This window comes from Aestuariivirga sp. (assembly GCF_046093005.1).
Taxonomy (GTDB): Bacteria; Pseudomonadota; Alphaproteobacteria; order Rhizobiales; family Aestuariivirgaceae; genus Aestuariivirga.
The window spans coordinates 13,446-35,063 of sequence record NZ_JBJTER010000190.1; the positions used below are offsets into that span (position 1 = coordinate 13,446).

Sequence of the window (21,618 nt, forward strand, 5' to 3'; positions counted from 1 at the left end):
CTTGCCGGGAGGCCGCGGTTTCTGATAGCACCTTCCCCGTGACCAAGCGTTATTCAGCCCTTGCCCTGGCGCGCCATGCGCTCTCGCCGGACCTGCCCTGGCCGCGCGCCTGGGACTCGCCCGAGCCCAAGTCTTCCTACGATGCCATCATCGTCGGCGGCGGCGGGCATGGCCTGGCGACCGCCTATTACCTCGCCAAGAACCACGGCATGCGCAACGTGGCGGTGCTGGAGCGCAGTTACATCGGCTCCGGCAATGTCGGCCGCAACACCACCATCATCCGCTCCAATTACATGATTGGTGGTAACACGGCCTTCTTCGAGCATTCGCTCAAGCTGTGGGAGGGCCTGAGCCATGATCTGAACTTCAACTGCATGGTGTCGCAGCGCGGCCAGGTTGTTCTGGCGATCAGCCCGGTCCAGATGGACGTGTTCGCGCGGCGCGGCAACATCATGCGCCTCAACGGCATTGACGCCGAACTGCTTGACCGCGGCGAGGTGATGAAGCTGTTGCCCTATCTCGACTATTCGCCGGACGCGCGCTGGCCCATCTATGGCGCCATCTTCCAGCCGCGCGCCGGAACAGCGCGGCATGATGCGGTGGCCTGGGGTTACGCGAGGGCGGCCTCGAACCTTGGCGTGCATATCATCGAGAATTGTGAAGTCACCGGCTTCACCATGGACAACGGCAAGGTGACGGGCGTCGAAACCTCGCGCGGGCGCATCAAGGCCGGCAAGGTGGGGATCGCGGTTGCCGGACATACCTCCCACGTGGCGCGCATGGCCGGCCTCCGGCTCCCTGTCGAAAGCCACATCCTGCAGGCCTTTGTAACCGAACCCGTGAAGCCCATCGTTGACCATGTGGTGTCCTGGGGCGCGGAACTGTTCTATCTCTCGCAATCGGACAAGGGCGGCCTGGTGTTCGGCGGCCATATCGACGGCTTCAACACCTATACCCAGCGCGGCCAGTTCAACCGCATCCAGACAGTGGCGGAATGCGCCGTATCGCTGATGCCCTTCGTATCGCGGCTCCGGCTGTTGCGGCACTGGGGCGGCATTCAGGACATGACGCCGGATGGAAGCCCGTTCATCTGCCGCACCGAAGTAGGCAACCTCTACCTCAATGGCGGATGGTGCTACCAGGGCTTCAAGGCGACGCCCGCTTCGGGCTGGACCTTCGCCCACACCATTGCCCATGACGCGGAACATGAACTGAACCGTGATTTCTCTCTCGACCGCTTCGAGAAAGGCCGCGAACTCGACGAATTCGGCATCGGCAACTGGACCTACAAGCAATGATCATCCCATGCCCCCATTGCGGTGACCGCGACGTGTCAGAATTCCGCTACGGCGGCGATGCCGACAAACCGCGGCCCTCGCACGGCAGCGGCGATCTCAAGACCTGGCATGACTACTACTTCCTGTTCGACAATCCGAAAGGCCCGCATGCCGAATATTGGCAGCACGTGCTGGGCTGCCGCCGCTGGTTCACGCTTCGCCGCGACACCGCGAAGAACGAAATCCTGGAGGGTGGCCGATGACGGCGTTCCGGAGGCTTGCTGCGGGCGGACGTATCGACCGGTCGAAACCCGTCACGGCGCGGTTCGGCGGGGTTGAGCTTCGCGGCTTCGCGGGCGATACGCTGGCCTCCGCGCTGCTGGCCGGCCGGCCGCTGCTCACCGGCCGCAGCTTCAAGTATCACCGGCCGCGCGGCATCGTCTCCGCCGGCATCGAGGAGCCGAATGGCCTCTTCACTCTCGGCGAAGCTGGCGCAACAGAACCCAATGTTCCGGCCACCATGACCGAACTGGTGGATGGCCTCGTGGCCAGCCCGCAGAATGCCTGGCCATCGCCTGACCTTGATGTGATGGCGGTGAATTCGGTGCTGGCGCCGTTCTTTCAGTCTGGCTTCTATTACAAGACCTTCATGGGCCCGTCGAAAGGCTCCTGGATGTTTTATGAGCCATTCATCCGGCGGGCGGCGGGGCTCGGAAAGGCCACGGATCTTGCTGATCCCGCGCGCTATGACATGCGCTATGCGTTTGCCGATGTGCTGGTCGTGGGCGCCGGTCCCGCCGGGCTTGCGGCGGCCCTGACCGCGGCCCGTAGCGGCGCGCGGGTGGTGCTGGCGGAACAGGACAGCGAATGCGGCGGCAGTCTGCTTGCCGTCAATGACGCGGGCATGGAGGCCTGGCGCGCCGCCTGCGTGGAAGAGCTCCAGTCGCTCTCCAACGCGGAGATCCTCACCCGCACCACGGTGCAGGGCCTTTATGATGGCAATCTTGCGGTGCTGGCTGAGCGCCGTGATCATCTGAAGCCTGATCCCGCCAGGGGCCAGCCGCGCATGGTGCTTATCCAGCTGCGCGCCAGGGCGATCGTCATGGCGACGGGCGCTATCGAACGCCCGCTGGTATTCTCCAACAATGACCGGCCTGGCGTGATGCTGGCCTCGGCGCTCCGCGCCTATGTCAACCGCTATGCGCTGGCGCCCACCAGCCGCGCGGTCATCGTCACCAACAATGATACGGGCTACGAAGCGGCCATCGATCTTGCGGCGGCTGGAGTGGCGGTTACGGTGGCGGACCACCGCAATACCGTTTCTCCGGACCTTCTCACGCGCGCCGGCGCCAGGGGCATCGCCATCTTCCCCGGCAGCGGCATCGTGGATGTGGAAGGCGCCAAGGCGGTGAGGCGGGTGCGGCTTGGCGGCGTGCATGCGGTGACCATCGACTGCGACGTGGTGGGCATGGCGGGAGGCTGGTCTCCGGTCGTGCATCTCTCCTCGCATGGCGGCATCAGGCCCCGTTATCACGACGCCATTGCCGCCTTTGTGCCGGGCGGTTTCGCGCCCACGCATTTCGGCGCAGGCGCGATGATGGGCAAATTCGGCCTGGCCGCGGCGGTGGCGGATGGCGCTGGCGCCGGGGCCTCCGCCGCGTCTGCCGTGGGCTTCGGCAGGACGAGGCCGGTCTATGCGCCGGAGCATACGGTGGACCGCGCCTACGGAATTCTACCGGTGTGGTCGCCGCCGCGGCCAGGCAAGGGCAAGGCCTTCGTTGATTTCCAGAATGACGTGACCCTGGAAGACATCCGGCTCGCGCATCAGGAAGGCTACCAGTCGGTCGAGCACATGAAGCGCTATACCACGCTCGGCATGGGCACCGACCAGGGCAAGACGTCCAACATCAATGCCCTGGCGCTGATGGCCGGCTTCCGCGGCATCACCATTCCGGAAGCGGGCACCACCACGTTCCGGCCGCCCTATTCACCGCTCACCATGGGGGCGCTTGCCGGGCGCACCATAGCCGCGCATTTCCGGCCCGTCCGGCGCTCGCCGCTCCATGACTGGCATGAGAGGAATGGCGGCGTATTCATCGATGCCGGCCTTTGGAAACGCGCCTGGTATTATGGCTGGGCGGGCGCCACGCCGGAGGCCGCTTATGTGAAGGAAATGGAACTGGTGCGCCGGGGGGTGGGCATCGCCGACGTCTCGACGCTCGGCAAGATCGACGTGCAGGGGCCGGATGCGGCGGAATTCCTCAACCGCGTTTATGTCAACGGTTTCAAAAAGCTGCCCATCGGCAAGGTGCGCTATGGCGTCATGCTGAACGATGACGGCGTGGTGATCGATGACGGCACCACGGCGCGCCTCTCCGAGACGCAATTTTACATGACCACCACCACCGCCCAGGCGGGTGAAGTCATGTCGTGGCTCGAATATCTCTTGCAGTGCCACTGGACGGATCTGAACGTACAGCTCGCTTCGCTCACCGATGAATGGGCGGGCATGGCGGTTTCGGGGCCCAAATCGCGCGAGGCCCTGCAACTGGCGTTTCCGGGAACCGACTTTTCCAGCGAGGCGCTGCCGCACATGGGCTGCAGGGATATCCTGTTCGAAGGAGTCCCGGTGCGGCTGCTGCGCATGTCGTTCTCGGGCGAACTGGCCTATGAGGTTCACGTGGCTTCTGACCACGCGATCAGCCTGTGGGAGCACATTCTGGCGCGCGCCGCCACCACCGGCATCAGGCCCTACGGCCTTGAGGCGCTGGCCAGCCTGCGCATCGAGAAGGGCCATGTGGCGGGCCTCGAACTCGATCACCGCAACACGCTCGATGATCTGGGTCTTGGCCGCATGGCGGCCAAGGAAAAGGACTATGTGGGCCGGGCGCTGCGCTTCCGCGAGGATTGCCAGTCGCCGGAGCGCTGGAGCATTGTTGGCCTCGAACTCATGGAGCCTGACAAGAAGCTGCGCGGCGGCTCGATCCTGTTTGCCGCCGGCGAGGAGATCAAGGGCCATGGCCGCGGCTATATCACGGCTGTCACCTGGTCCACGGAACTCAACAAGTTCATCGCGCTCGGGCTCTACAAGGGCGGGCTCAAGCATGAAGGCGAGGAAATCATCGCCGCCTTCCCGCTGAAGAACGAGCAGGCAAAGCTCAGGATCGTGTCGCCGCATTTCATCGACAAGGAAGGAGCCCGCTTCCATGCTTGAGCGCCGCTCCGCATTGGCCTCCGCCAAGCCCTATGTCAGCCCCGTGCTGTCGATTGCCGGGCGTCCGGGCTTCAGCCTGACCCAGGCCGCGGGGCTGGATGCGGATTTTGAAGCGAAGCTCGCCGCGGTGGTTGGCCCCCTTCCGCCCCGCGTCGGCCTGGCGCCGGTGAATGGATCGCTGACCGTGATGCGCATTGGCCCGGCGCAATTCTGGATCGTAGGGCCAGAGACAGATGACATTGCGGCCAAACTGCATGGCCAGTGTGCGGTGACGCCGCTTTCCCGCAGCCGGGTGCGCATCGCGCTTTCCGGAGCGCCGGCGCGCGCCGTGCTGGCCAAGCTGATGCCGATCGATTTTCATCCGGCCGCTTTCGGGCCGGGCGCCTTCGCGCTCACTGGCATCCACCATACGCCGGCCACCGTGCACTGCACGGGCGATCACGCCTTTGATCTCTACGTGATGCGCAGCTTCGCGCTGAACATCTGGGAGGTCGTCACCGACGCGGCGCTGGAATTTGGCTGACAGACCGGGCGCGAGCCGTCATCATGTTCAGCGCCGGTAGCCGATGTCTCCGGCGTTGACCACCAGGGCGGGGTCAAGTTTTCCCGCGAAATGGTCGATCACATTCTGCACCGAGGCCACCGCCATGCGCGCCGCGCATTCATCGGTGAGGCCCGCCGCATGCGGGCTGATCAGCACCCGGTCATTGTTGAGCAGCGGATGATCAGCGGGCGGCGGCTCGCTTTCCAGCACATCGAGTCCCGCGCCCCGTATCTTCCCGCCGCGCAGGGCCGCGTCCAGCGCCAGTTCGTCGATGAGGCCGCCGCGCGCCGCATTGATGATGATGGCGCCCGGTTTCATGACGGCGAGTTCATCCCTGCCGATCAGCGCTCCCTTGGGCGAACCCGGCATGTGAAGCGAAACATAATCCGCCGCGGCCAGCGCCTTGTGGAGATCTGTGGTCGGCTTGACGCCGTGCCTTGCCATCATGTCCGGCGTGACGACGGGGTCATAGGCCATCACCGCCATGCCGAAGGCCCGCGCCAGTTCCGCGACCCGGCGGCCGATACGCCCGAAGCCCACGAGCAGCAGCGTCTTGCCGTCAAGCTCCACGGTTTCGAAGCGGTTGCGCACGTTCCAGGCGCCCGTCCGCACCGCATGGTCATGGGCGGCGGCGCGGCGCGCCACGCCCAGCATCAGCATCAGCGTGTGCTCGGCGACCGCGCGGGAATTGACATCGCCCACGATGCTGAGCGGAATGCGCCGCGCGCTCAGCGCCTTCACATCCACCGCGTCATAACCAACCCCGTGGCGCGACACGATCGCGAGTTGCGGCGCGGTGGCGATCGTCGCTTGTGTCAGCGGCTGGGTGCGCAGCACCAGCGCATCGGCCTCCGGCAGATGGGGCAGGAAGGACTCGAGCGACACCTCCTCGATCAGCCGGTGGGTGAAGCCCGGTGCCGTGCCGAGGCGCGCGAGGCCGGCGGGATGCAGCTTTCCGGCGATCAGAATATGGGGCATGTCAGTAGCCGCTGTTCTTGGGCGCGGCTTCCGCCGCCACCTGTTCGCCGATCAGCTTGCGCGTGGAATCGACACTGGCCTTGGCGGCGCCGGCCAGCAGGCGCACGTCGTTCGAGAGCGTGACGAGGTCGAAGCCCCAGCCGATGGCCCTGGCGGCATAGGCGGGCGTGCCGCAGTGAAGGCACGCCTTGATTCCCGCCGCATGGGACTTGCCGAGAACCAGCTTGATGGCGTCCACGATCTCCGGCTCCTCGCGGTCGAAGCCCACCGGATATTTGCGGCCGGTGAGGCCCAGCGTCAGGTCGGCGGGGCCGATATAGACGCCGTCGAGGCCGGGGGTGGAGACGATGGCGTCTAGGTTCTTCATGCCGTCCGCGGTTTCGATCATGGCGAGCGCGATCACCTCCTGATCGGCCCAGGCGCTGTAGTCGGCGCCATGCGCGAACACCGCGCGGGTGGGGCCCATGCTGCGCTGGCCGTTGGGCGGATAGCGCATGTAGGAAACGAAGCGTTCGGCTTCCTCGCGGTTGTTGATCATCGGGCAGATGATGCCGAGCGCGCCCGCGTCGAGCGCCTTCATGATGTCGCCCGCCGCCAGCCACGGCACGCGCACCATCGGGGTTGCCGGGCTCGCCTTCACCGCCTGCAGCATCGGGGCCAGCGCGTCATAGCCGAGGAAGCCGTGCTGCTGGTCGACCGTTACCGCGTCATAGCCCTGCTGCGCCATGATTTCGGCGGTGAAAGGATTGCCGACCGAGAGCCAGCCGTTGACGGCCGGCTTTGCTTCCGCCCACAGGCGGCGGATGTTGTTGCGCGCCATGCTTTTCTTCCTTCTAGACCACGACCTGGGTGAGCTTCACATTCATGTAGTCGAGAATGCCTTCTGTGCCGCCTTCGCGGCCCATGCCGCTGGCCTTGATGCCGCCGAAGGGCGCTTCGGCGGCGGCCAGCGCAAAGGAGTTGACCCCGACCATGCCTGCTTCGAGCCTTGCCGCCGCGGCCCGCATGCGCGCCGGATCGCGGGTGAAGACATAGGCGGCCAGCCCATATTCGCTGCTGTTGGCGCGGGCATAGGCTTCTTCGGTATCGCCGAACGAGGTGATGGCGGCGATCGGGCCGAAATTCTCCTCGGCGATGGCCAGCGCGTCGTCAGGCAGGCCGGTGATGACGGTTGGCTCGAAGAAGAAGCCCTTGTTCTGGCCCTTGGGGCGGCCGCCGCCGGTTTCGATGCGGCCGCCGCGCGCCGTGGCATCCGCCACGATCTTCTCCATGGCGTCGACGCGGCGCTGGTTGATGAGCGGGCCCATCTGGGTCGACTCCTCGAGGCCGTGGCCCAGCCGCAGCGCCTTGGCGCGGGCCGCGAAACCCTGCGTGAATGGCTTCACCAGGCTTTCATGGACGTAGAACCGGTCGGCGGTGACGCAGACCTGGCCGGCATTGGCGAATTTCACCGGGACGCAAAGATCGAGCACCTGTTCCAGCGGCGCGTCCTCGAACACCACGACGGGCGCGTTGCCGCCCAGCTCCATCGACACCCGTTTGAGGGTGCCGGCGGCATCGCGGATCATCTGCTGGCCGATGGCGGTTGACCCGGTGAGCGAGATCTTGCGCACGGCGGACGACGCCATGATCGGCTCATAGGTGGTGGACGCGCTTCCGATCAGCAGGGAGACGGCGCCGGCCGGAACGCCGGCCTGCTGCACGCAGTCGATCAGCAGCATGGCGGTTCCCGGCGCCTCGCGCGATGGCCGGACGATGATGGCGCAGCCGGCGGCCAGGGCGGGGGCCACCTTGCGGGCGATCAGGACAGCAGGGAAGTTCCAGGCCGTAAAGGCGGCGGCGATGCCCACCGGTTCATGACTGATTTCCACGCGGCCGCCGGGCGCGCGGCTTTCAACGATGCGGCCATAGATGCGGCGCGCCTCCTCGGCATACCAGCGGAACTGGTCGATGGAGAGCGCCCATTCGCGCCGCGCCTGGGCCAGCGGCTTGCCGGTTTCGAGCGTGATGCGGCGGGCCGCCTCCTCGGTCTTGCCGGCCATGATATTGGCGATCGCATGCAGAAGATCGGCGCGCGTCCAGGCCGGGGTTGCCCGCCAGGTCTTGAAACCCTTTTCGGCGGCGTGGATGGCCTCCTCGACATCGGTGGCGGAGGCGGCAGGAGCGGTTCCGATCGCCTCGCCGGTGGCGGGGTCGTTCACCTCGATCACGCCCGCACCGCCCTTGCGGCGCCATTCTCCGCCGATCAGCAGGCCAAAACTGTCATACATGCCGCAGGTCTCCATCATGAGCCGCCGCAACGCTTGTTGCAGTATCTTGATTGAGGCAAAGGATTTTCCTTGTCAAGACTTGGGCTCCGGCCTATTGCAAAAGACGACCGGACAGGACCGTTCATCATGGCAATCAGCAAGCACACGGGCAAGCAGGCCATCCCGCGCAGCTATGAGGGTGTTGTCGACCTGATCACCCATGAGTATCCGGCGCTCTCCGCCGGTTCGCAGCAGATTGCCCGCTTCTTCACCCAGAACCCGAACATCATCGCGCTGGAATCGATCAATGCGATCGCCGAGAAATGCGGCGTCCACCCCTCGAGCCTGGTGCGCTTCTCGCAAAGCCTTGGCTATTCCGGCTTCAAGGACTTGCAGAGCGTGTTCCAGACCCGCCTGGCCACCGCGGCACCCGGGTTCCGCGAACGGATCAGCGCCCTGGAGCAGGAGCTCACCCGCAAGGCCGGGCAAGGCAACATGGGCGTGCTGCGCGATCTCGTGGTGCGCGACATCGCCGCGCTGCAGGGGCTGATGGATACGGTGAGCGAAACCGCGCTCGCCGACACCGCCGATTTGCTGGCCCGCGCCGAGACCATTTATGTCGGCGGCCAGCTTCGCTCAGAGCCGCTCGCCAGCCTGTTGCGCTACCTGCTCACAATGTTGCACCGGCGGGTGATCCTGCTCGATCCGGCGGGTGGCCTGGCGCCGGAGATGGCGCGCACCATGGGCGCGCGCGATGTGCTGGTGGTCATCGCTTTCCGCCATTATGCCAAGGAGGTGGTGAGCATCGCCGAGCTTGCTCCCGCTTTGGGGACGCCGCTCATCGCCATCACCGACGGCCCGCTGTCTCCGCTGGCCAAGAACGCCAGGGTGCTGTTCACCGTTCCGGAGGATGAGTACTCCTTTTCGCGCTCGCTCGCTGCGCCGATGTGCCTGGTTCAGTGCCTGGCCACCGTGACAGCGGCACGGTTGCACCCCGGCGGCGCCACGCCGCGCATTCCCAGCGTCACCGAAATCGCCCGCGACCAGTCCGCCCGCTTGCCGCGCCAGCCGGAGGCTGCGCCGCACGGCTTGAAGAAATAGATGAATTGGCCGAAATGACATCTCACCCGGAGGATCTTGCATGTCCACAGTCAGACTGACGATGGCGCAGGCGCTCGTGCGCTACCTGTGCAACCAGTACACCATCATCGACGGCAAGAAGGAACCGCTGTTCGCGGGCCTGTTCGGCATCTTCGGCCATGGCAATGTGACTTGCCTGTCAGAAGCGCTCGAGGCCGTGCAGGACAAGCTGCCGACCTGGCGTGGCCAGAACGAGCAGTCGATGGCGCTCGCCGCCGTCGCCTATGCCAAGGCCATGCGGCGGCGGCAGATCATGGTGGCGCTGTCGTCCATTGGCCCCGGCGCGCTCAACATGGTCACCGCCGCTGGCTGCGCGCATGCCAACCGCCTGCCGATCCTGATCCTGGCGGGCGATGTGTTCGCCAACCGCCGTCCTGATCCGGTGTTGCAGCAGGTCGAGCATTTCAACAATCCCAGCATCTCGGTGAACGACGCGTTCAAGGCGGTCTCGCGCTACTGGGACCGCATCACCCACCCCGAGCAGATCATCTCCTCGCTGCCGCAGGCGGTGGCCTGCATGCTGGACCCTGGCGATTGCGGACCCGCCTTCATCGGCCTCTGCCAGGACACGCAGGAAATCGCTTTTGATTATCCGGAAGCCTTCTTCACGCCCACCGTTCACAGCATCCCGCGGCCACGCCCTGACCGTGACCGCGTGGCGGAGGCGGTTGCGCTCATCAAGTCAGCCAGGCGTCCGCTGATCATCTCGGGCGGCGGCGTGCGCTATTCGGATGCGGGAAAAGACGTTGGCGATTTCGCGCTGAAGCATGGCATTCCGCTGGCTGAAACCATCGCCGGCAAGGGCGCTGTCACCCATGATCACCCGGCGCATGTGGGCCCCATCGGCGTCATCGGTTCGACCTCGGCCAATGAAATGGCCAATGCCGCCGATGTCGTCATCGCCATCGGCACCAGGCTTCAGGATTTCACCACCGGCTCATGGACGGTGTTCTCGCATGATACCCGTTTCGTTTCGATCAATGCCGCGCGTTATGACGCGGTGAAGCATCGGGCGCTGGCGGTGACCGGAGACGCCAGGGAAACGGTGGCCGAGATCGAAGCGGCGCTCGGCGCCTGGAAGGCTGATGCCGCGTGGACGCAGAAAGGCAAAACCGCCTTCAAGGGCTGGAACGAACTGCTGGACCAGCACCAGAAGCCGGGCAACGCCGCCGTCCCCACCTATGCCCAGGTGGTCGGCGCGGTGAACCGCTGGGCGGCGCCCAACGACACCATGGTGACGGCGGCCGGCGGCCTGCCCGGCGAAACCGCCAAGGGCTGGCGGATCAAGAATCCCAACACCTATGATCTCGAATTCGGATTTTCGGCGATGGGCTATGAAGTGGCCGGCGGCTGGGGCCATGCCATGGCCAAGAAGGGCGATGGCGAAACCATCGTGCTGGTTGGCGACGGTTCCTACCTCATGCTCAACTCGGACATCTACTCCACGGTGCTGACCGGCCACAAGATGATCGTCGTGGTCTGCGACAATGGCGGCTTCGCGGTCATCAACCGGCTGCAGAACTTCAAGGGCACGCCATCCTTCAACAACCTGATCAAGGACAGCCGCGTGAAGCAGCCTTTCGCGGTTGATTTCGCCAAGCATGCCGAATCCATGGGGGCCGCCACGCGGCACTGCCAGAGCATCGCCGATCTCGAAGCGGCGCTGGCCTGGGCCAAGACCACCGACCGCACCACGGTGATCTCGATCGTCACCGACGCCCATGCCTGGGTGCCGGGCGACGCTGACTGGGACGTCGGCGTGCCGGAAGTCTCGGACCGTCCGGAGGTCAGGAAGGCGCGCGCTCATCACGACACCATCCGCAAGAAGCAACGCATCGGAGTCTAGCAACATGAAAGCAAAGCTGGGCATGTCGCCCATCGCCTGGTGGAACGACGATCTCACCGAACTCTCGGACGACGTGTCGCTCGAAGAGTGCCTCCGGCAATCGCGCTCGGCGGGTTTCACCGGCATGGAGCAGGGCCGCCGCTTTCCGTCGAGCGCGGCGGAAATGCTTCCGGTTCTGAACAAGGCCGGCGTCACGCTGTGCGGCGGCTGGTTCTCCGGCACGCTGGTCGATGACTCGCTTGAGGCGAACCAGAAGCGCATCCAGCCGATGGTTGACCTGTTCAAGGCGGTGAAGGCGCCCTGCATCGTCTATGGCGAAATCGGACGCTCGATCCAGGGCGACCGCGCGAAGCCGCTCGCCACCAAGCCGAAGCTCAGCCCGAAGGAAATGGAAGCTTATGGCCGCAAGGTTTCCGACTTCGCCAGATGGATCGAGGCGCAGGGCATGCCGGTGGTCTATCACCATCACATGGCGGCAGTGGTTGAGACCGAGCCGGAACTGGACCTGTTCATGGCCAATTCCGCGATCTCCTTGCTGTTCGACGCCGGGCACATGGCCTTCGCGGGCGGCGATGTCCTGCGCGTGATCGACAAGCACCACAAGCGCATCCGCCACGTGCACACCAAGGACGTGCGCATGGACGTCATCAACAAGCTGGACCGCACGAAGGAAAGCTTCCTCGATGCGGTGATCAAGGGCGCCTTCACGGTGCCGGGCGATGGCTCGCTCGATTTCGAAGCCATTGTCGGCAAGCTCGCCTCCTATGGCTATGAGGGCTGGTTCGTGGTCGAGGCGGAGCAGGACCCGAAAAAGGCCCCGCCGCTGAAGATGGCTGAGATCGGCCACAAGGAGCTGATGCGGGTGATGACCGCGGCGGGCTATGAGGTGGTGGCGTGACGCGCGAACTGGGAATAGGCCTGATCGGCACCGGCTTCATGGGCAAGGCGCATGCCTTCGCCTACCGCGCCGCGCTGGCCGCTTTCCCGGACATTCCCGTGCCCCGGCTCGAGATGATTGCCGATGTGGCGCCGGACCTTGCCACCAAGGCCGCGCATCAATATGGCTTCGCGCGGTCAACCGGCGACTGGCGGGCCCTGGTGGCCGATCCGCGCGTCGATGTGGTGTCGATCACCACGCCCAACATCTTCCACAAGGAGATGGCGCTTGCGGCCATCGCGGCGGGAAAGCATGTGCATTGCGAGAAGCCGCTGTCGCCCTCACTTGCGGATTCGCTTGCCATGGTGGAGGCGGCGGACAAGGCGGGCGTCGTCACCCAGGTGGGCTTCAACTACATCAAGAACCCGCTGCTGAAAATGGCGCGAGACATGGCGGCGGCGGGCGAGCTGGGAGAGATCACCGGCTTTCGCGGCATTCACGCCGAAGACTATATGCATGATCCCGAAAGCCCCTACAGCTGGCGCATCGATCCCGCGGGTGGTCCCGGCGTGATCGCCGATCTCGGTTCGCACATCATCGGCATGGCGCGGTTCCTGCTGGGGCCGATCGCGGAGGTGAGCGCCGATGTGCGCACGGTCGTGACGTCGCGGCCGGTTGCCCGCGGCGCGCGGGAGCGGAAGCAGGTCCTGGTCGACGACGTGGCCCGCATTCTCGTCAGTTTCGCGCGCGGCTGCGGCGGCACCATCGAAGCCAACTGGATCGCCACCGGCCGCAAGATGCAGCTAGGCTTCGAGCTGACGGGCGAAAAGGGATCGCTGGTCTTCACCCAGGAGCGGCTCAATGAATTGCTGCTCTACAAGGCCGGGGGCGACGCCAGGACCAGCGGCCATGTGAAGATCGAGGCCGGTCCGCAGCACGCGCCCTATGGCCAGTTCTGCATCGCCGGCGGCCACCAGCTTGGCTTCAACGATCTCAAGACCATCGAGATGGGCGAGTTTCTCGGGGCCATCGGGGCGGGCCGCAAATCCTCGCCCGATTTCCGCGAGGCCTATGAGATCCAGAAGGTCGTCGAGGCGTCAATCGCCTCGTCGCGGGCGCGCGGCTGGGTGCGGGTGGCCTGACGGGCGTCAGGCCATGACACCGGTGCCAACCGGGCAGGCCACGCCGGTGCCCCCCAGGCCACAATAGCCATTGGGGTTCTTGGCCAGATATTGCTGGTGATAGGCCTCCGCGAAATAGAACGGTCCTGCCGCGGCGATCTCGGTGGTGATGGGGCCATAGCCCTTGTCGGCCAGCGCCTTCTCATAGGCGCTCCTGGCGGCCAGCGCCGCATCGCGCTGGGCGGGCGTCGTCCAGTAGATGGCCGAGCGGTATTGAGTGCCCATGTCATTGCCCTGGCGCATGCCCTGGGTGGGGTCATGCGACTCGAAGAACAGCTTCAGCAGCTGCTCATAGGAAATCCTGGCGGGGTCGAACACCACCAGCACCGCCTCGGCATGGCCGGTGAGGCCTGAGCACACCTCCTCATAGGTGGGATTGGGCGAGTAGCCGCCGGCATTGCCCACCGCCGTCACCCACACGCCAGGCGCCTGCCAGAACTTCCGTTCCGCGCCCCAATAGCAGCCGAGCGCAAAGATGGCCGTTTCAAACCCCTCGGGATAGGGGCCTTTCAACGGGTTCCGGTTCACGAAATGCGTCTCTGACGTTGCGATGGGCGCCGGACGGCCCGGCAGCGCCTCGGCCGGCGCCACCATCCGCATCTTCTGGCGTGCAAAGAACATGTTCTGCCTCCTGGATTTGAGCCTTTTTACGCAACAATGCTTGATTTGGAGCAGTCTATGGCTATAGTCCGCCCACTTTCAAGGAAGGGTGGCCGAGTGGTTTAAGGCGCACGCCTGGAACGCGTGTTTACGTGAAAGCGTAACGAGGGTTCGAATCCCTCCTCTTCCGCCACAAAGTTGCTGTAAAATATTGAAAACAATATATTTTCTGTGTGGTTTCAAGTTAAGTCCCAGCGTCTGTCCCACCAGTGGCTATGGTGACGCCTCACTCATTGATTTGGGCGGGCAGTCTCCCGGCAGACACCTGCGGGAACCGCAGTCATCGCGGCCGCCAGTGGACCAACGAAGCCGCCAGCGGTTACCCTCACCTGCTGTAGAAACGCTGTTATAGTGAGGCAGCAAGTGGGCCATCGTTCGCGGCGCTGCAGGTTCTTGTGACCAATATTGAAGAGCCGGATTTCAGTTTGGTTTGCGCAAGCCATTCGATTCCAGAGGAGATGGCGCGCCGCTTGATCAAGATTTTGAACAGTCCCGACGACTTCTTGACCGCTCTGGCGAAGCTGCGGGAACTCTACAAAAGTGACTCGCATCAAGGGAAAGAGCTTGCCGATACTGAACCGCGCCGGGATTGCCGGAGGCTCCTACTCCCGAGAAGATAGAGCCTGTGACAACCAAGACGATGAACAAGTTTTCCCCTCAAGTCCGCGCCCGGTCCGTGCGGCTGATACAAGTTCAGCACGCTCCTCCCGGGTCAAAACACTCTCGGGGGCCCTTCGTACAGACGCCATCCAGTCCTCCGCGCAATGGCGGGAACGCCACGGCATAACTGCTCACTGCAAACTCCGCGAACCTTTGATTCAGGACACTGGAGCAAGATGAGTTCAGTCGGCATCGAGCTTACGTTTCCCTGCCCCCTCGTGTGGCGCGGAAGTCACCGGGTACGTGAACATTCATTCCGCGCCAGGCTTCCGGCGAGGGGTCATGTTGTCGAGAGCGGCAGGGAAAGATCATGCTCCGGTGCTGACCGGATCATCTGAATCGTGACAGCCATCATCCCTTACCTGCTCTCTTCATTGATTTTGTGCCCATCCTGGCAGCGCGCTTGAGATTTGCCGCTCCGCTGGCTGTTTCAATGGCTGTGGTCACGAAGGCATTGAGGCTCATGCCCTTTGCTCTTGCCGCCAGCACAGCCGCGCGGTGTGCCTGCGGGCCGGTGCGTACAACGAACTGCCCCGAAAAGGGTTTCTCGGGCTCCTCGCCGCGTTCCTTGCAGAAGGCGAGATAGTCCTCCACGGAGTCCCGGAAGGCTTTCTTGAGCTCAGCCACGGACTTGCCCTGAAAGGTGATCACATCGCGCAAGCCAGTCACTTCGCCATGGAAAAGTTCCGACTCGCCATCGAATTCGATGGTGGCCTGGTATCCGTTGCAGGTCATCGTGGTCATGGCTCTAGTCCCGCTTCCGTTAGGAACCTTCTGATGGATTTCAAAGCACCCTTGTCAGTTTCCTTCTGCGGGTGCGGCCGATGAAACACCGCCCGCACCCCGTTCAAGGCGACCCGCACCCTCGAGCCGCTGCCTTCGCTGACCTCTGCCCCCGCGGCCTTCAGCAAAGCCTCGATGCTGCCCCACGCGACGGCGGACCTCACCGGGTCGGCAAAGATTGCCGCCAACGTCTTCTGATGGCTGCTGTTCAGCTTCATATAGTATCTGATTATAGTATCACAACCAGAGTCCTGACAAGACATCCGGTCCCTGAAGATGAGGCTTGCGCGAGCCAAGGGCTTATCGATAAATTTTTTGAGGCCATCGCCCCTGGGATTTCTTGATGCCGCGGGGCCACGGCCACGGTAGAATTCCGCCAGCAACAGGAGCACGGAAAATGCGGCAGCATGCACAGGCGGTGGTGATCGGCGGCGGGCTGGTGGGCTGTTCGATCCTCTATCATCTCACCAAGCTGGGCTGGACGGAGGTGGTTCTGCTGGAGCGCGACGAGCTCACCTCGGGCTCCACCTGGCATGCCGCGGCCAACATCCACGGGCTGCATGATTCCACCAATATCAGCCGCATCCAGCACTACACGATGAAGCTCTACAAGGAGCTCGAACAGGAAACCGGCCAGGGCTGCGGCGTGTTCCAGCCGGGAAGCCTGTATCTCGCCCAGACCGAGGCGCGCGAGCACCAGCTGCGCCTCCAGGCGGCCAAGGCGCGGCGCTACGGCATGAATTTCCACGAGGTGACGCGGGCGGAGGCCGAGAAGCTGCATCCGCTGGCCGATTTCGACGGCATCCGCTGCATCATGTATGAGCCGGACGGCGGCAACGTCGATCCTTCGGGCGTGACCATGGCCTATGCGGCGGGTGCCCGCCAGCGCGGCGCCGAAATCCACCGGTTCACGCCGGTGACCGGCACCGAACAGCGGCCCGACGGCAGCTGGACGGTGCGGACCCCCAAGGGCGACATCCACGCCCAGTGGGTGGTGAACGCCGCCGGCCTGTGGGCGCGCGAGGTGGCGGCGATGGCCGGCCTCAAGCTGCCGCTGCTGCCGACCGAGCACCAGTATTTCGTCACCGAGACCATTCCGGAAATCGCCGCGGCGGGGCGGCGTCTGCCGTCGATCGCCGACCGTGACGGCGAATATTATCTCCGCCAGGAAGGCATGGGCCTGCTGATCGGCGCCTATGAGAAGAACATGAAGTTCTGGGCGGAGGACGGCACGCCGCAGGATTTCGGCCATGAGCTGTTCCCCGACGATCTGGAGCGCATCGAGGAAAACATGATGCGGGCGATCAACCGCGTGCCGGCGATCGCCACGGCGGGCGTCAAGCGGGTGATCAACGGGCCGATGATCTGGTCGCCGGACAGCGCGGCGCTGTTCGGCCCGGTGCCGGAGCTCAGGAACTATTTCTGCTGCTGCGGCATCATCCCCGGTTTCTCCCAGTCAGGCGGCCTCGGCAAGCTTTCCGCCGAATGGATCGTCGAGGGCGAGCCGACGCTCGACCTGTTCGCCTGGGACCTGGCGCGCTTCGGCCTGTGGGCCAACAACGCCAATTTCGTGAAGGGCCGGGTGCGCGACCAGTATGCCAACCGCTTCAAGATCCACTTCCCCAACGAGGAGCGCATGGCGGGGCGCCCGGTGCGCACCCGCCCGGCCTACGAGATGCAGAAAGGCATGGGCGCGCTGTTCGGCCTCAATTTCGGCTGGGAGCATCCGCTGTGGTTCGCCAAGCCCGGCGAGCCCACCGAAGAGACCTACGGCTTCGTGCGCCAGAACTGGTGGGCGCCGGTGGGCCGCGAGGTGCGCATGCTGCGCAACACGGCGGGCATCATCGATATTTCGAACTTCGCCAAATACGAGGTGAAGGGCCCCGGCGCCGAGGACTGGCTCAACCGGCTCCTGGCCAACCGCATGCCCACCCAGGCCGGGCGCTCCTGCCTGACGCCGCTGATCGGCAAGCGCGGCGGCATCGCCGGCGATTTCACGGTAACGAGGCTCGGCGAGCAGGAGTTCCTGATCGTCGGCTCCGGCATGGCGGAGCGCTATCACATGCGCTTCTTCAACGCCCTGCCGCTGCCCGCGGGCACCAGCTTCCGCTCGCTCACCGAAAGCATGTGCGGCTACAACGTCGCCGGGCCCAAGTCACGCGAGCTTCTGCAGCGGCTGACCAATGCCGATCTCTCGGCCGGCGCCTTCGCCTTCATGCGCTCGCAGCGCATCACGGTGGCGGGGATCGAGGTGGTGGCGATCCGCGTCTCCTTCACCGGCGATCTTGGCTGGGAGCTGCATTGCGCCGAGAAGGACCAGGTGGCGCTCTATGAGGCGCTGCTCAAGGCCGGCCGCGACTTCGACGCGGGGCCGGTGGGCTCACGCGGGCTGATGTCGCTCCGCATCGAGAAGGGCTATGGCAGCTGGGGCCGCGAATATTCGCCGGAATACTGGCCGCAGGAAGTAGCGCTGGACAAGCTGATCAAGCTCGACAAGGGCGACTTCCTCAACCGCGACGCCTATCTGGCGCTGGCCGAGCGCCCGCCGCGCGAAAAGCTTTCGATGTTCAGGATCGCCGCGGTGGAAGCCGATGCCTCCGGCGGCGAGCCGATCTTCCTGCCCGATGGCACGCCGGTGGGCCAGGTGAGCTCCGGCGCCTATGGCTATTCGGTGGGCGAGTCGCTGGCGCTCGGCTATGTGCGGGCCGACGTGGCCAGGGGCGGACAGGAATTCACCGTGTCGATCCTCGGCCGCCCGCATGAGGCGGAACTGCTCGAGAAGCCGCTGTTCGACCCGGATGGCACGCGGCTCAGATCATGATCCTTACGTAAAGTCTGGAAGAAAACCGGCGCGCGGCGGCCATCGCCGGGCGCGGCTCCCCGCGTCATGCGATCACCAGAGTCCGGCCCCCCATAGACGGCGCGCGGCTTCGCCATTAAACCTAGACAAAACTGGAGGACCGCCGATGGCAAACGCACCCAAGACACCGCTCAAATACCGTTCCCAGGCCTGGTTCGACAATCCGGCGAACGCCGACATGACGGCGCTTTATCTCGAGCGCTATCTCAATTTCGGCCTGACCCGGTCAGAGCTGCAGGGCGGCAAGCCGATCATCGGCATCGCCCAGACCGGCTCCGACCTGTCGCCCTGCAACCGCGTGCATGTCGAGCTGGTCAAGCGGGTGCGCGACGGCATCTATGAGAACGGCGGCATTCCGCTGGAGTTTCCCGTGCATCCGATCCAGGAGACGGGCAAACGGCCCACCGCCTCGCTGGACCGCAACCTCACCTATCTCTCTCTGGTCGAGGTGCTTTACGGCTACCCGCTGGACGGCGTGGTGCTCACCATCGGTTGCGACAAGACCACGCCCGCCTGCCTGATGGGCGCGGCCACCGTCGACATTCCGGCGATCTGCCTCTCCTCGGGTCCGATGCTGAATGGCTGGTATCACGGCCAGCGCACCGGCTCCGGCACCATCGTGTGGATGGCGCGCGAGAAGCTGGCCACCGGCGAGATCGATTATGAAGGCTTCATCGAACTGGTCGCCACCTCGGCGCCCTCGACCGGCTTCTGCAACACCATGGGCACGGCCACCACCATGAACTCGCTGGCCGAGGCGCTGGGCATGGCGCTTCCCGGCAACGCCGCCATCCCCGCGCCCTACCGCGAGCGCGGCCAGATGGCCTATGCCACCGGGCGGCGCATCGTCGAGATGGTGAAGGAGGACCTGAGCCCCTCGAAGATCATGACGCGCAAGGCCTTCGAAAACGCCATCGCCGTCAACACCGCCATCGGCGGCTCGACCAATGCACCCAACCACCTCAATGCGATTGCCGCGCATCTGGGCATCGAGCTCACCGTGGCCGACTGGGAGAAGCACGGCTATGACCTGCCGCTGCTCGTCAATCTCCAGCCCGCCGGTGAATATCTGGGCGAGGACTATCACCGCGCCGGCGGTGTGCCCGCCGTGGTGGCGGAGCTGATCGCCGCGGACAAGATCCACGAGGATTGCATCACCGCCAATGGCAAGACCATCGGCGAGAATTGCAAGGGCAAGTTCTCCTGGAACCGCGAGGTGATCCGCGCCTTCAGGGAACCGCTCAAGGAACATGCCGGCTTCAAGCGGCTCTCCGGCAATCTCTTCGACAACGCCATCATGAAGACCAGCGTGATCTCGGAGGAGTTCCGCAAGCGCTATCTCTCGAACCCGAAGGACCTCAACGCTTTCGAGGCCAAGGCCATCGTGTTCGATGGCCCCGAGGATTATCACGCGCATATCGATGACCCGAAGCTGGGCATCGATGAGAACACCATCCTGTTCATCCGCGGCGTCGGCCCGCTGGGCTATCCCGGTGCGGCGGAAGTGGTGAACATGCGGGCGCCAAACTATCTTCTGGAAAAAGGCATCCGCTCGCTCCCCTGCGTGGGCGACGGCCGCCAGTCCGGCACCTCCGGTTCGCCGTCGATCCTCAACGCCTCGCCGGAAGCAGCAGCCGGCGGCGGCCTGGCGCTGCTCAAGAACGGCGACAAGGTGCGCATCGACCTCAACAAGGGCGCCTGCGACATGCTGGTTTCCGCGGAAGAACTGGGCAAACGGCGCGCCGAGCTGGAGAAGAACGGCGGCTATAAGGTGCCGCCCAGCCAGACGCCGTGGCAGGAGATCTTCCGCAAGGAAGTGGGCCAGCTTGCCGAAGGCATGGTGCTGAAGGGCGCCACCAAATTCCAGCGGGTGGCCAAGACCATGGGCCTGCCGCGCGACAACCACTAGCGGCCCACATGCTGGAACTCCGCTCCGGCGATATCGCGGCGCGCTTCACCACGCTGGGCGCCAGGCTCGTGGCGCTCGATTTCGCCGGCGCCGACCTGGTGATGGGCGGCGGCAGCGATGCGGAGCTTCTGGCCGGTGACTGGACGGCGGGGGCCGTCATGGGCCGCATCGCCGGGCGCATCGCCAATTCCGAAATCAGCATCGACGGTGTGCGCCACCGGCTGACGCCGAACATGGGCGCGCATCAGCTGCATGGCGGGCCGGACAATTTCGCGGTACGGCACTGGGATGTGCGGCAGGCCGAAAACGCGCTGCAGTTCACGCTGCATTCGCCGGACGGCGACCAGGGCTATCCCGGCGCGCTTGATGTCTCGGCAACCTACAGGCTCGATGGCAACACCCTGTCGCTGGCGCTTGCGGCGCGCACCACGAAACCCACCGTGATCAACCTCACCAACCACGCCTATTGGAACCTTTCGGGCGGCGAACGCGGCGCATTCGATCATGAGATGCAGATCATGGGCTCCGCCTATCTGCCCCTGAACGATCTGCTGCTGCCATCAGGCGAGCTGCGCGGCGTGACCGGCACCCGCTGGGACTTCCGCGCGCTGCGCAAGGTGGGCGGCGTCTATGACAATTGCTGGGCGCTCGATGGCGCGCGCGGCGAGATGAAACACGGGCTCACATTGCGCGACCCGGTTTCCGGCCGCACCATGGAGGTGTGGACCACCGAAGCCGGCATGCAGATGTATACCGCCGAACACTGGAACGAAGGCTTCCCCGGCAAGCAGGGGCCGCTCAAGTCCTATGCGGCAATCGCCATCGAGCCGCAAAATTTCCCCGACGCGCCCAACCACGCCAATTTCCCCAGCGCCCTTCTGCGGCCGGGCGAGGTCTACCGGAACAGCATCGCATGGCGCTTCGGCTAGGCCGGTTTGCGTTGTCACGGAACCATCATCTCTGGTCAGGCGTCAAAAGCGGAAGGCAGCCCCGGCCTTCGTCCTCTCCTGCGAAGCGGGAGAGGAAGGGGCCCCAACGAAGTTGGGGGAGGTGAGGGAGAAAAGCCCATCTTGCTGTGAACCTGGCCGTATGTGCGCAACCTACCAGACGAAACTGTCCATCACGAAATCCGGCTGCCGCTTAGGCGTCACCCCGGCGAAGGCCGGGGTCCAGCTTTGACACCAGGAAGCTGGATGCCAGCCTGCGCCGGCATGACGGTGGAAAAAATACAGGCCGGTTCAGTAAAAGCGGAAGGCAGTCCCGGCCTTCGTCCTCTCCCGCGAAGCGGGAGAGGAAGGGGCCCCAACGAAGTTGGGGGAGGTGAGGGAGAAAAGCCCATCTTGCTGTCAACTTGGCCGTATGTGCGCAACCTACCAGACGAAACTGTCCATCACGAAATCCGGCTGCCGCTTAGGCGTCACCCCGGCGAAGGCCGGGGTC

Annotated in this window: 17 protein-coding genes and 1 tRNA gene; 12 read left to right on the forward strand and 6 right to left on the reverse strand. The window is 64.8% G+C overall.

Features of this window, described 5'->3' with window-relative positions; translation table 11 throughout:
* Nucleotides 1-38 precede the first annotated feature (38 nt).
* The 4 genes from ACKOED_RS15930 to ACKOED_RS15945 are packed head-to-tail and all read left to right on the forward strand — an operon-like array spanning nucleotide 39 to nucleotide 5,014.
* Nucleotides 39-1,298 (forward strand): sarcosine oxidase subunit beta family protein, encoded by a 1,260-nt coding sequence (locus ACKOED_RS15930; RefSeq protein ID WP_408917612.1) that lies wholly within the window; start codon nucleotides 39-41, stop codon nucleotides 1,296-1,298.
* Nucleotides 1,295-1,540, forward strand: a complete 246-nt coding sequence (locus tag ACKOED_RS15935) for a sarcosine oxidase subunit delta (RefSeq protein ID WP_408917613.1) — start codon at nucleotides 1,295-1,297, stop codon at nucleotides 1,538-1,540. The genes ACKOED_RS15930 and ACKOED_RS15935 overlap by 4 nt, the downstream gene beginning before the upstream one ends.
* Nucleotides 1,537-4,491, forward strand: a complete 2,955-nt coding sequence (locus ACKOED_RS15940; RefSeq protein WP_408917614.1) for a sarcosine oxidase subunit alpha family protein — start codon at nucleotides 1,537-1,539, stop codon at nucleotides 4,489-4,491. The genes ACKOED_RS15935 and ACKOED_RS15940 overlap by 4 nt, the downstream gene beginning before the upstream one ends.
* Entirely contained in the window at nucleotides 4,484-5,014 is a 531-nt protein-coding gene (locus ACKOED_RS15945) for a sarcosine oxidase subunit gamma (protein ID WP_408917615.1), read from the forward strand. Before ACKOED_RS15940 ends, ACKOED_RS15945 begins: the two co-directional genes overlap by 8 nt.
* Before the next feature lie 27 nt (nucleotides 5,015-5,041).
* Here ACKOED_RS15945 and ACKOED_RS15950 read toward each other — a convergent pair whose 3' ends face one another.
* Genes ACKOED_RS15950 through ACKOED_RS15960 form a run of 3 tightly spaced genes read right to left on the reverse strand, consistent with a single transcriptional unit; the run spans nucleotide 5,042 to nucleotide 8,301 of the window.
* Entirely contained in the window at nucleotides 5,042-6,013 is a 972-nt protein-coding gene (locus ACKOED_RS15950; RefSeq protein ID WP_408917616.1) for a hydroxyacid dehydrogenase, read from the reverse strand.
* Between the two features lies 1 nt (nucleotide 6,014).
* Entirely contained in the window at nucleotides 6,015-6,833 is an 819-nt protein-coding gene (locus tag ACKOED_RS15955) for an HpcH/HpaI aldolase family protein (RefSeq protein ID WP_408917617.1), read from the reverse strand.
* Nucleotides 6,834-6,846: 13 nt separating this feature from the next.
* Nucleotides 6,847-8,301 (reverse strand): NAD-dependent succinate-semialdehyde dehydrogenase, encoded by a 1,455-nt coding sequence (locus tag ACKOED_RS15960; RefSeq protein ID WP_408917618.1) that lies wholly within the window; start codon nucleotides 8,299-8,301, stop codon nucleotides 6,847-6,849.
* Between the two features lie 108 nt (nucleotides 8,302-8,409).
* On the opposite strand from ACKOED_RS15960, the gene ACKOED_RS15965 reads away from it, so the two are divergent.
* Genes ACKOED_RS15965 through ACKOED_RS15980 form a run of 4 tightly spaced genes read left to right on the forward strand, consistent with a single transcriptional unit; the run spans nucleotide 8,410 to nucleotide 13,267 of the window.
* A complete protein-coding gene (locus ACKOED_RS15965; RefSeq protein ID WP_408917619.1) occupies nucleotides 8,410-9,363 on the forward strand; it encodes a MurR/RpiR family transcriptional regulator in 954 nt (317 codons plus the stop codon).
* Between the two features lie 40 nt (nucleotides 9,364-9,403).
* The gene (gene iolD, locus ACKOED_RS15970; protein ID WP_408917620.1) at nucleotides 9,404-11,248 is read left to right on the forward strand and encodes a 3D-(3,5/4)-trihydroxycyclohexane-1,2-dione acylhydrolase (decyclizing); all 1,845 of its coding nucleotides are present in this window, start codon (nucleotides 9,404-9,406) and stop codon (nucleotides 11,246-11,248) included.
* 4 nt (nucleotides 11,249-11,252) lie between these two features.
* On the forward strand, nucleotides 11,253-12,146 hold the full coding sequence (iolE, locus tag ACKOED_RS15975; RefSeq protein ID WP_408917621.1) for a myo-inosose-2 dehydratase: 894 nt from the start codon (nucleotides 11,253-11,255) through the stop codon (nucleotides 12,144-12,146).
* A complete protein-coding gene (locus ACKOED_RS15980; protein WP_408917622.1) occupies nucleotides 12,143-13,267 on the forward strand; it encodes a Gfo/Idh/MocA family protein in 1,125 nt (374 codons plus the stop codon). Before iolE ends, ACKOED_RS15980 begins: the two co-directional genes overlap by 4 nt.
* 6 nt (nucleotides 13,268-13,273) lie before the next feature.
* Here the strand turns inward: ACKOED_RS15980 and msrA are convergent, their stop codons facing one another.
* Nucleotides 13,274-13,927, reverse strand: coding sequence for a peptide-methionine (S)-S-oxide reductase MsrA (gene msrA, locus ACKOED_RS15985; RefSeq protein ID WP_408917623.1), 654 nt, complete (start codon nucleotides 13,925-13,927; stop codon nucleotides 13,274-13,276).
* A gap of 82 nt (nucleotides 13,928-14,009) precedes the next feature.
* Here msrA and ACKOED_RS15990 point away from each other — a divergent pair.
* Nucleotides 14,010-14,099, forward strand: a tRNA-Ser gene (locus ACKOED_RS15990).
* A gap of 878 nt (nucleotides 14,100-14,977) precedes the next feature.
* On the opposite strand, the gene ACKOED_RS15995 is transcribed toward ACKOED_RS15990, so the two are convergent.
* Together ACKOED_RS15995 and ACKOED_RS16000 are read right to left on the reverse strand one after the other, a co-directional pair.
* Nucleotides 14,978-15,370: a type II toxin-antitoxin system HicB family antitoxin gene (locus ACKOED_RS15995; protein WP_408917624.1), complete on the reverse strand. Its 393-nt coding sequence runs from the start codon at nucleotides 15,368-15,370 to the stop codon at nucleotides 14,978-14,980.
* The gene (locus ACKOED_RS16000) at nucleotides 15,367-15,627 is read right to left on the reverse strand and encodes a type II toxin-antitoxin system HicA family toxin (protein WP_408917625.1); all 261 of its coding nucleotides are present in this window, start codon (nucleotides 15,625-15,627) and stop codon (nucleotides 15,367-15,369) included. Before ACKOED_RS16000 ends, ACKOED_RS15995 begins: the two co-directional genes overlap by 4 nt.
* A gap of 179 nt (nucleotides 15,628-15,806) precedes the next feature.
* Between ACKOED_RS16000 and ACKOED_RS16005 the strand changes: the two genes are divergently transcribed.
* From ACKOED_RS16005 to ACKOED_RS16015, 3 genes are all read left to right on the forward strand, one after another.
* The gene (locus tag ACKOED_RS16005; protein WP_408917626.1) at nucleotides 15,807-18,230 is read left to right on the forward strand and encodes an FAD-dependent oxidoreductase; all 2,424 of its coding nucleotides are present in this window, start codon (nucleotides 15,807-15,809) and stop codon (nucleotides 18,228-18,230) included.
* Between the two features lie 145 nt (nucleotides 18,231-18,375).
* Nucleotides 18,376-20,178 (forward strand): IlvD/Edd family dehydratase, encoded by a 1,803-nt coding sequence (locus ACKOED_RS16010; RefSeq protein ID WP_408917627.1) that lies wholly within the window; start codon nucleotides 18,376-18,378, stop codon nucleotides 20,176-20,178.
* Nucleotides 20,179-20,186: 8 nt separating this feature from the next.
* Nucleotides 20,187-21,107: an aldose epimerase family protein gene (locus tag ACKOED_RS16015; RefSeq protein WP_408917628.1), complete on the forward strand. Its 921-nt coding sequence runs from the start codon at nucleotides 20,187-20,189 to the stop codon at nucleotides 21,105-21,107.
* The last annotated feature ends 511 nt before the right edge of the window (nucleotides 21,108-21,618 follow it).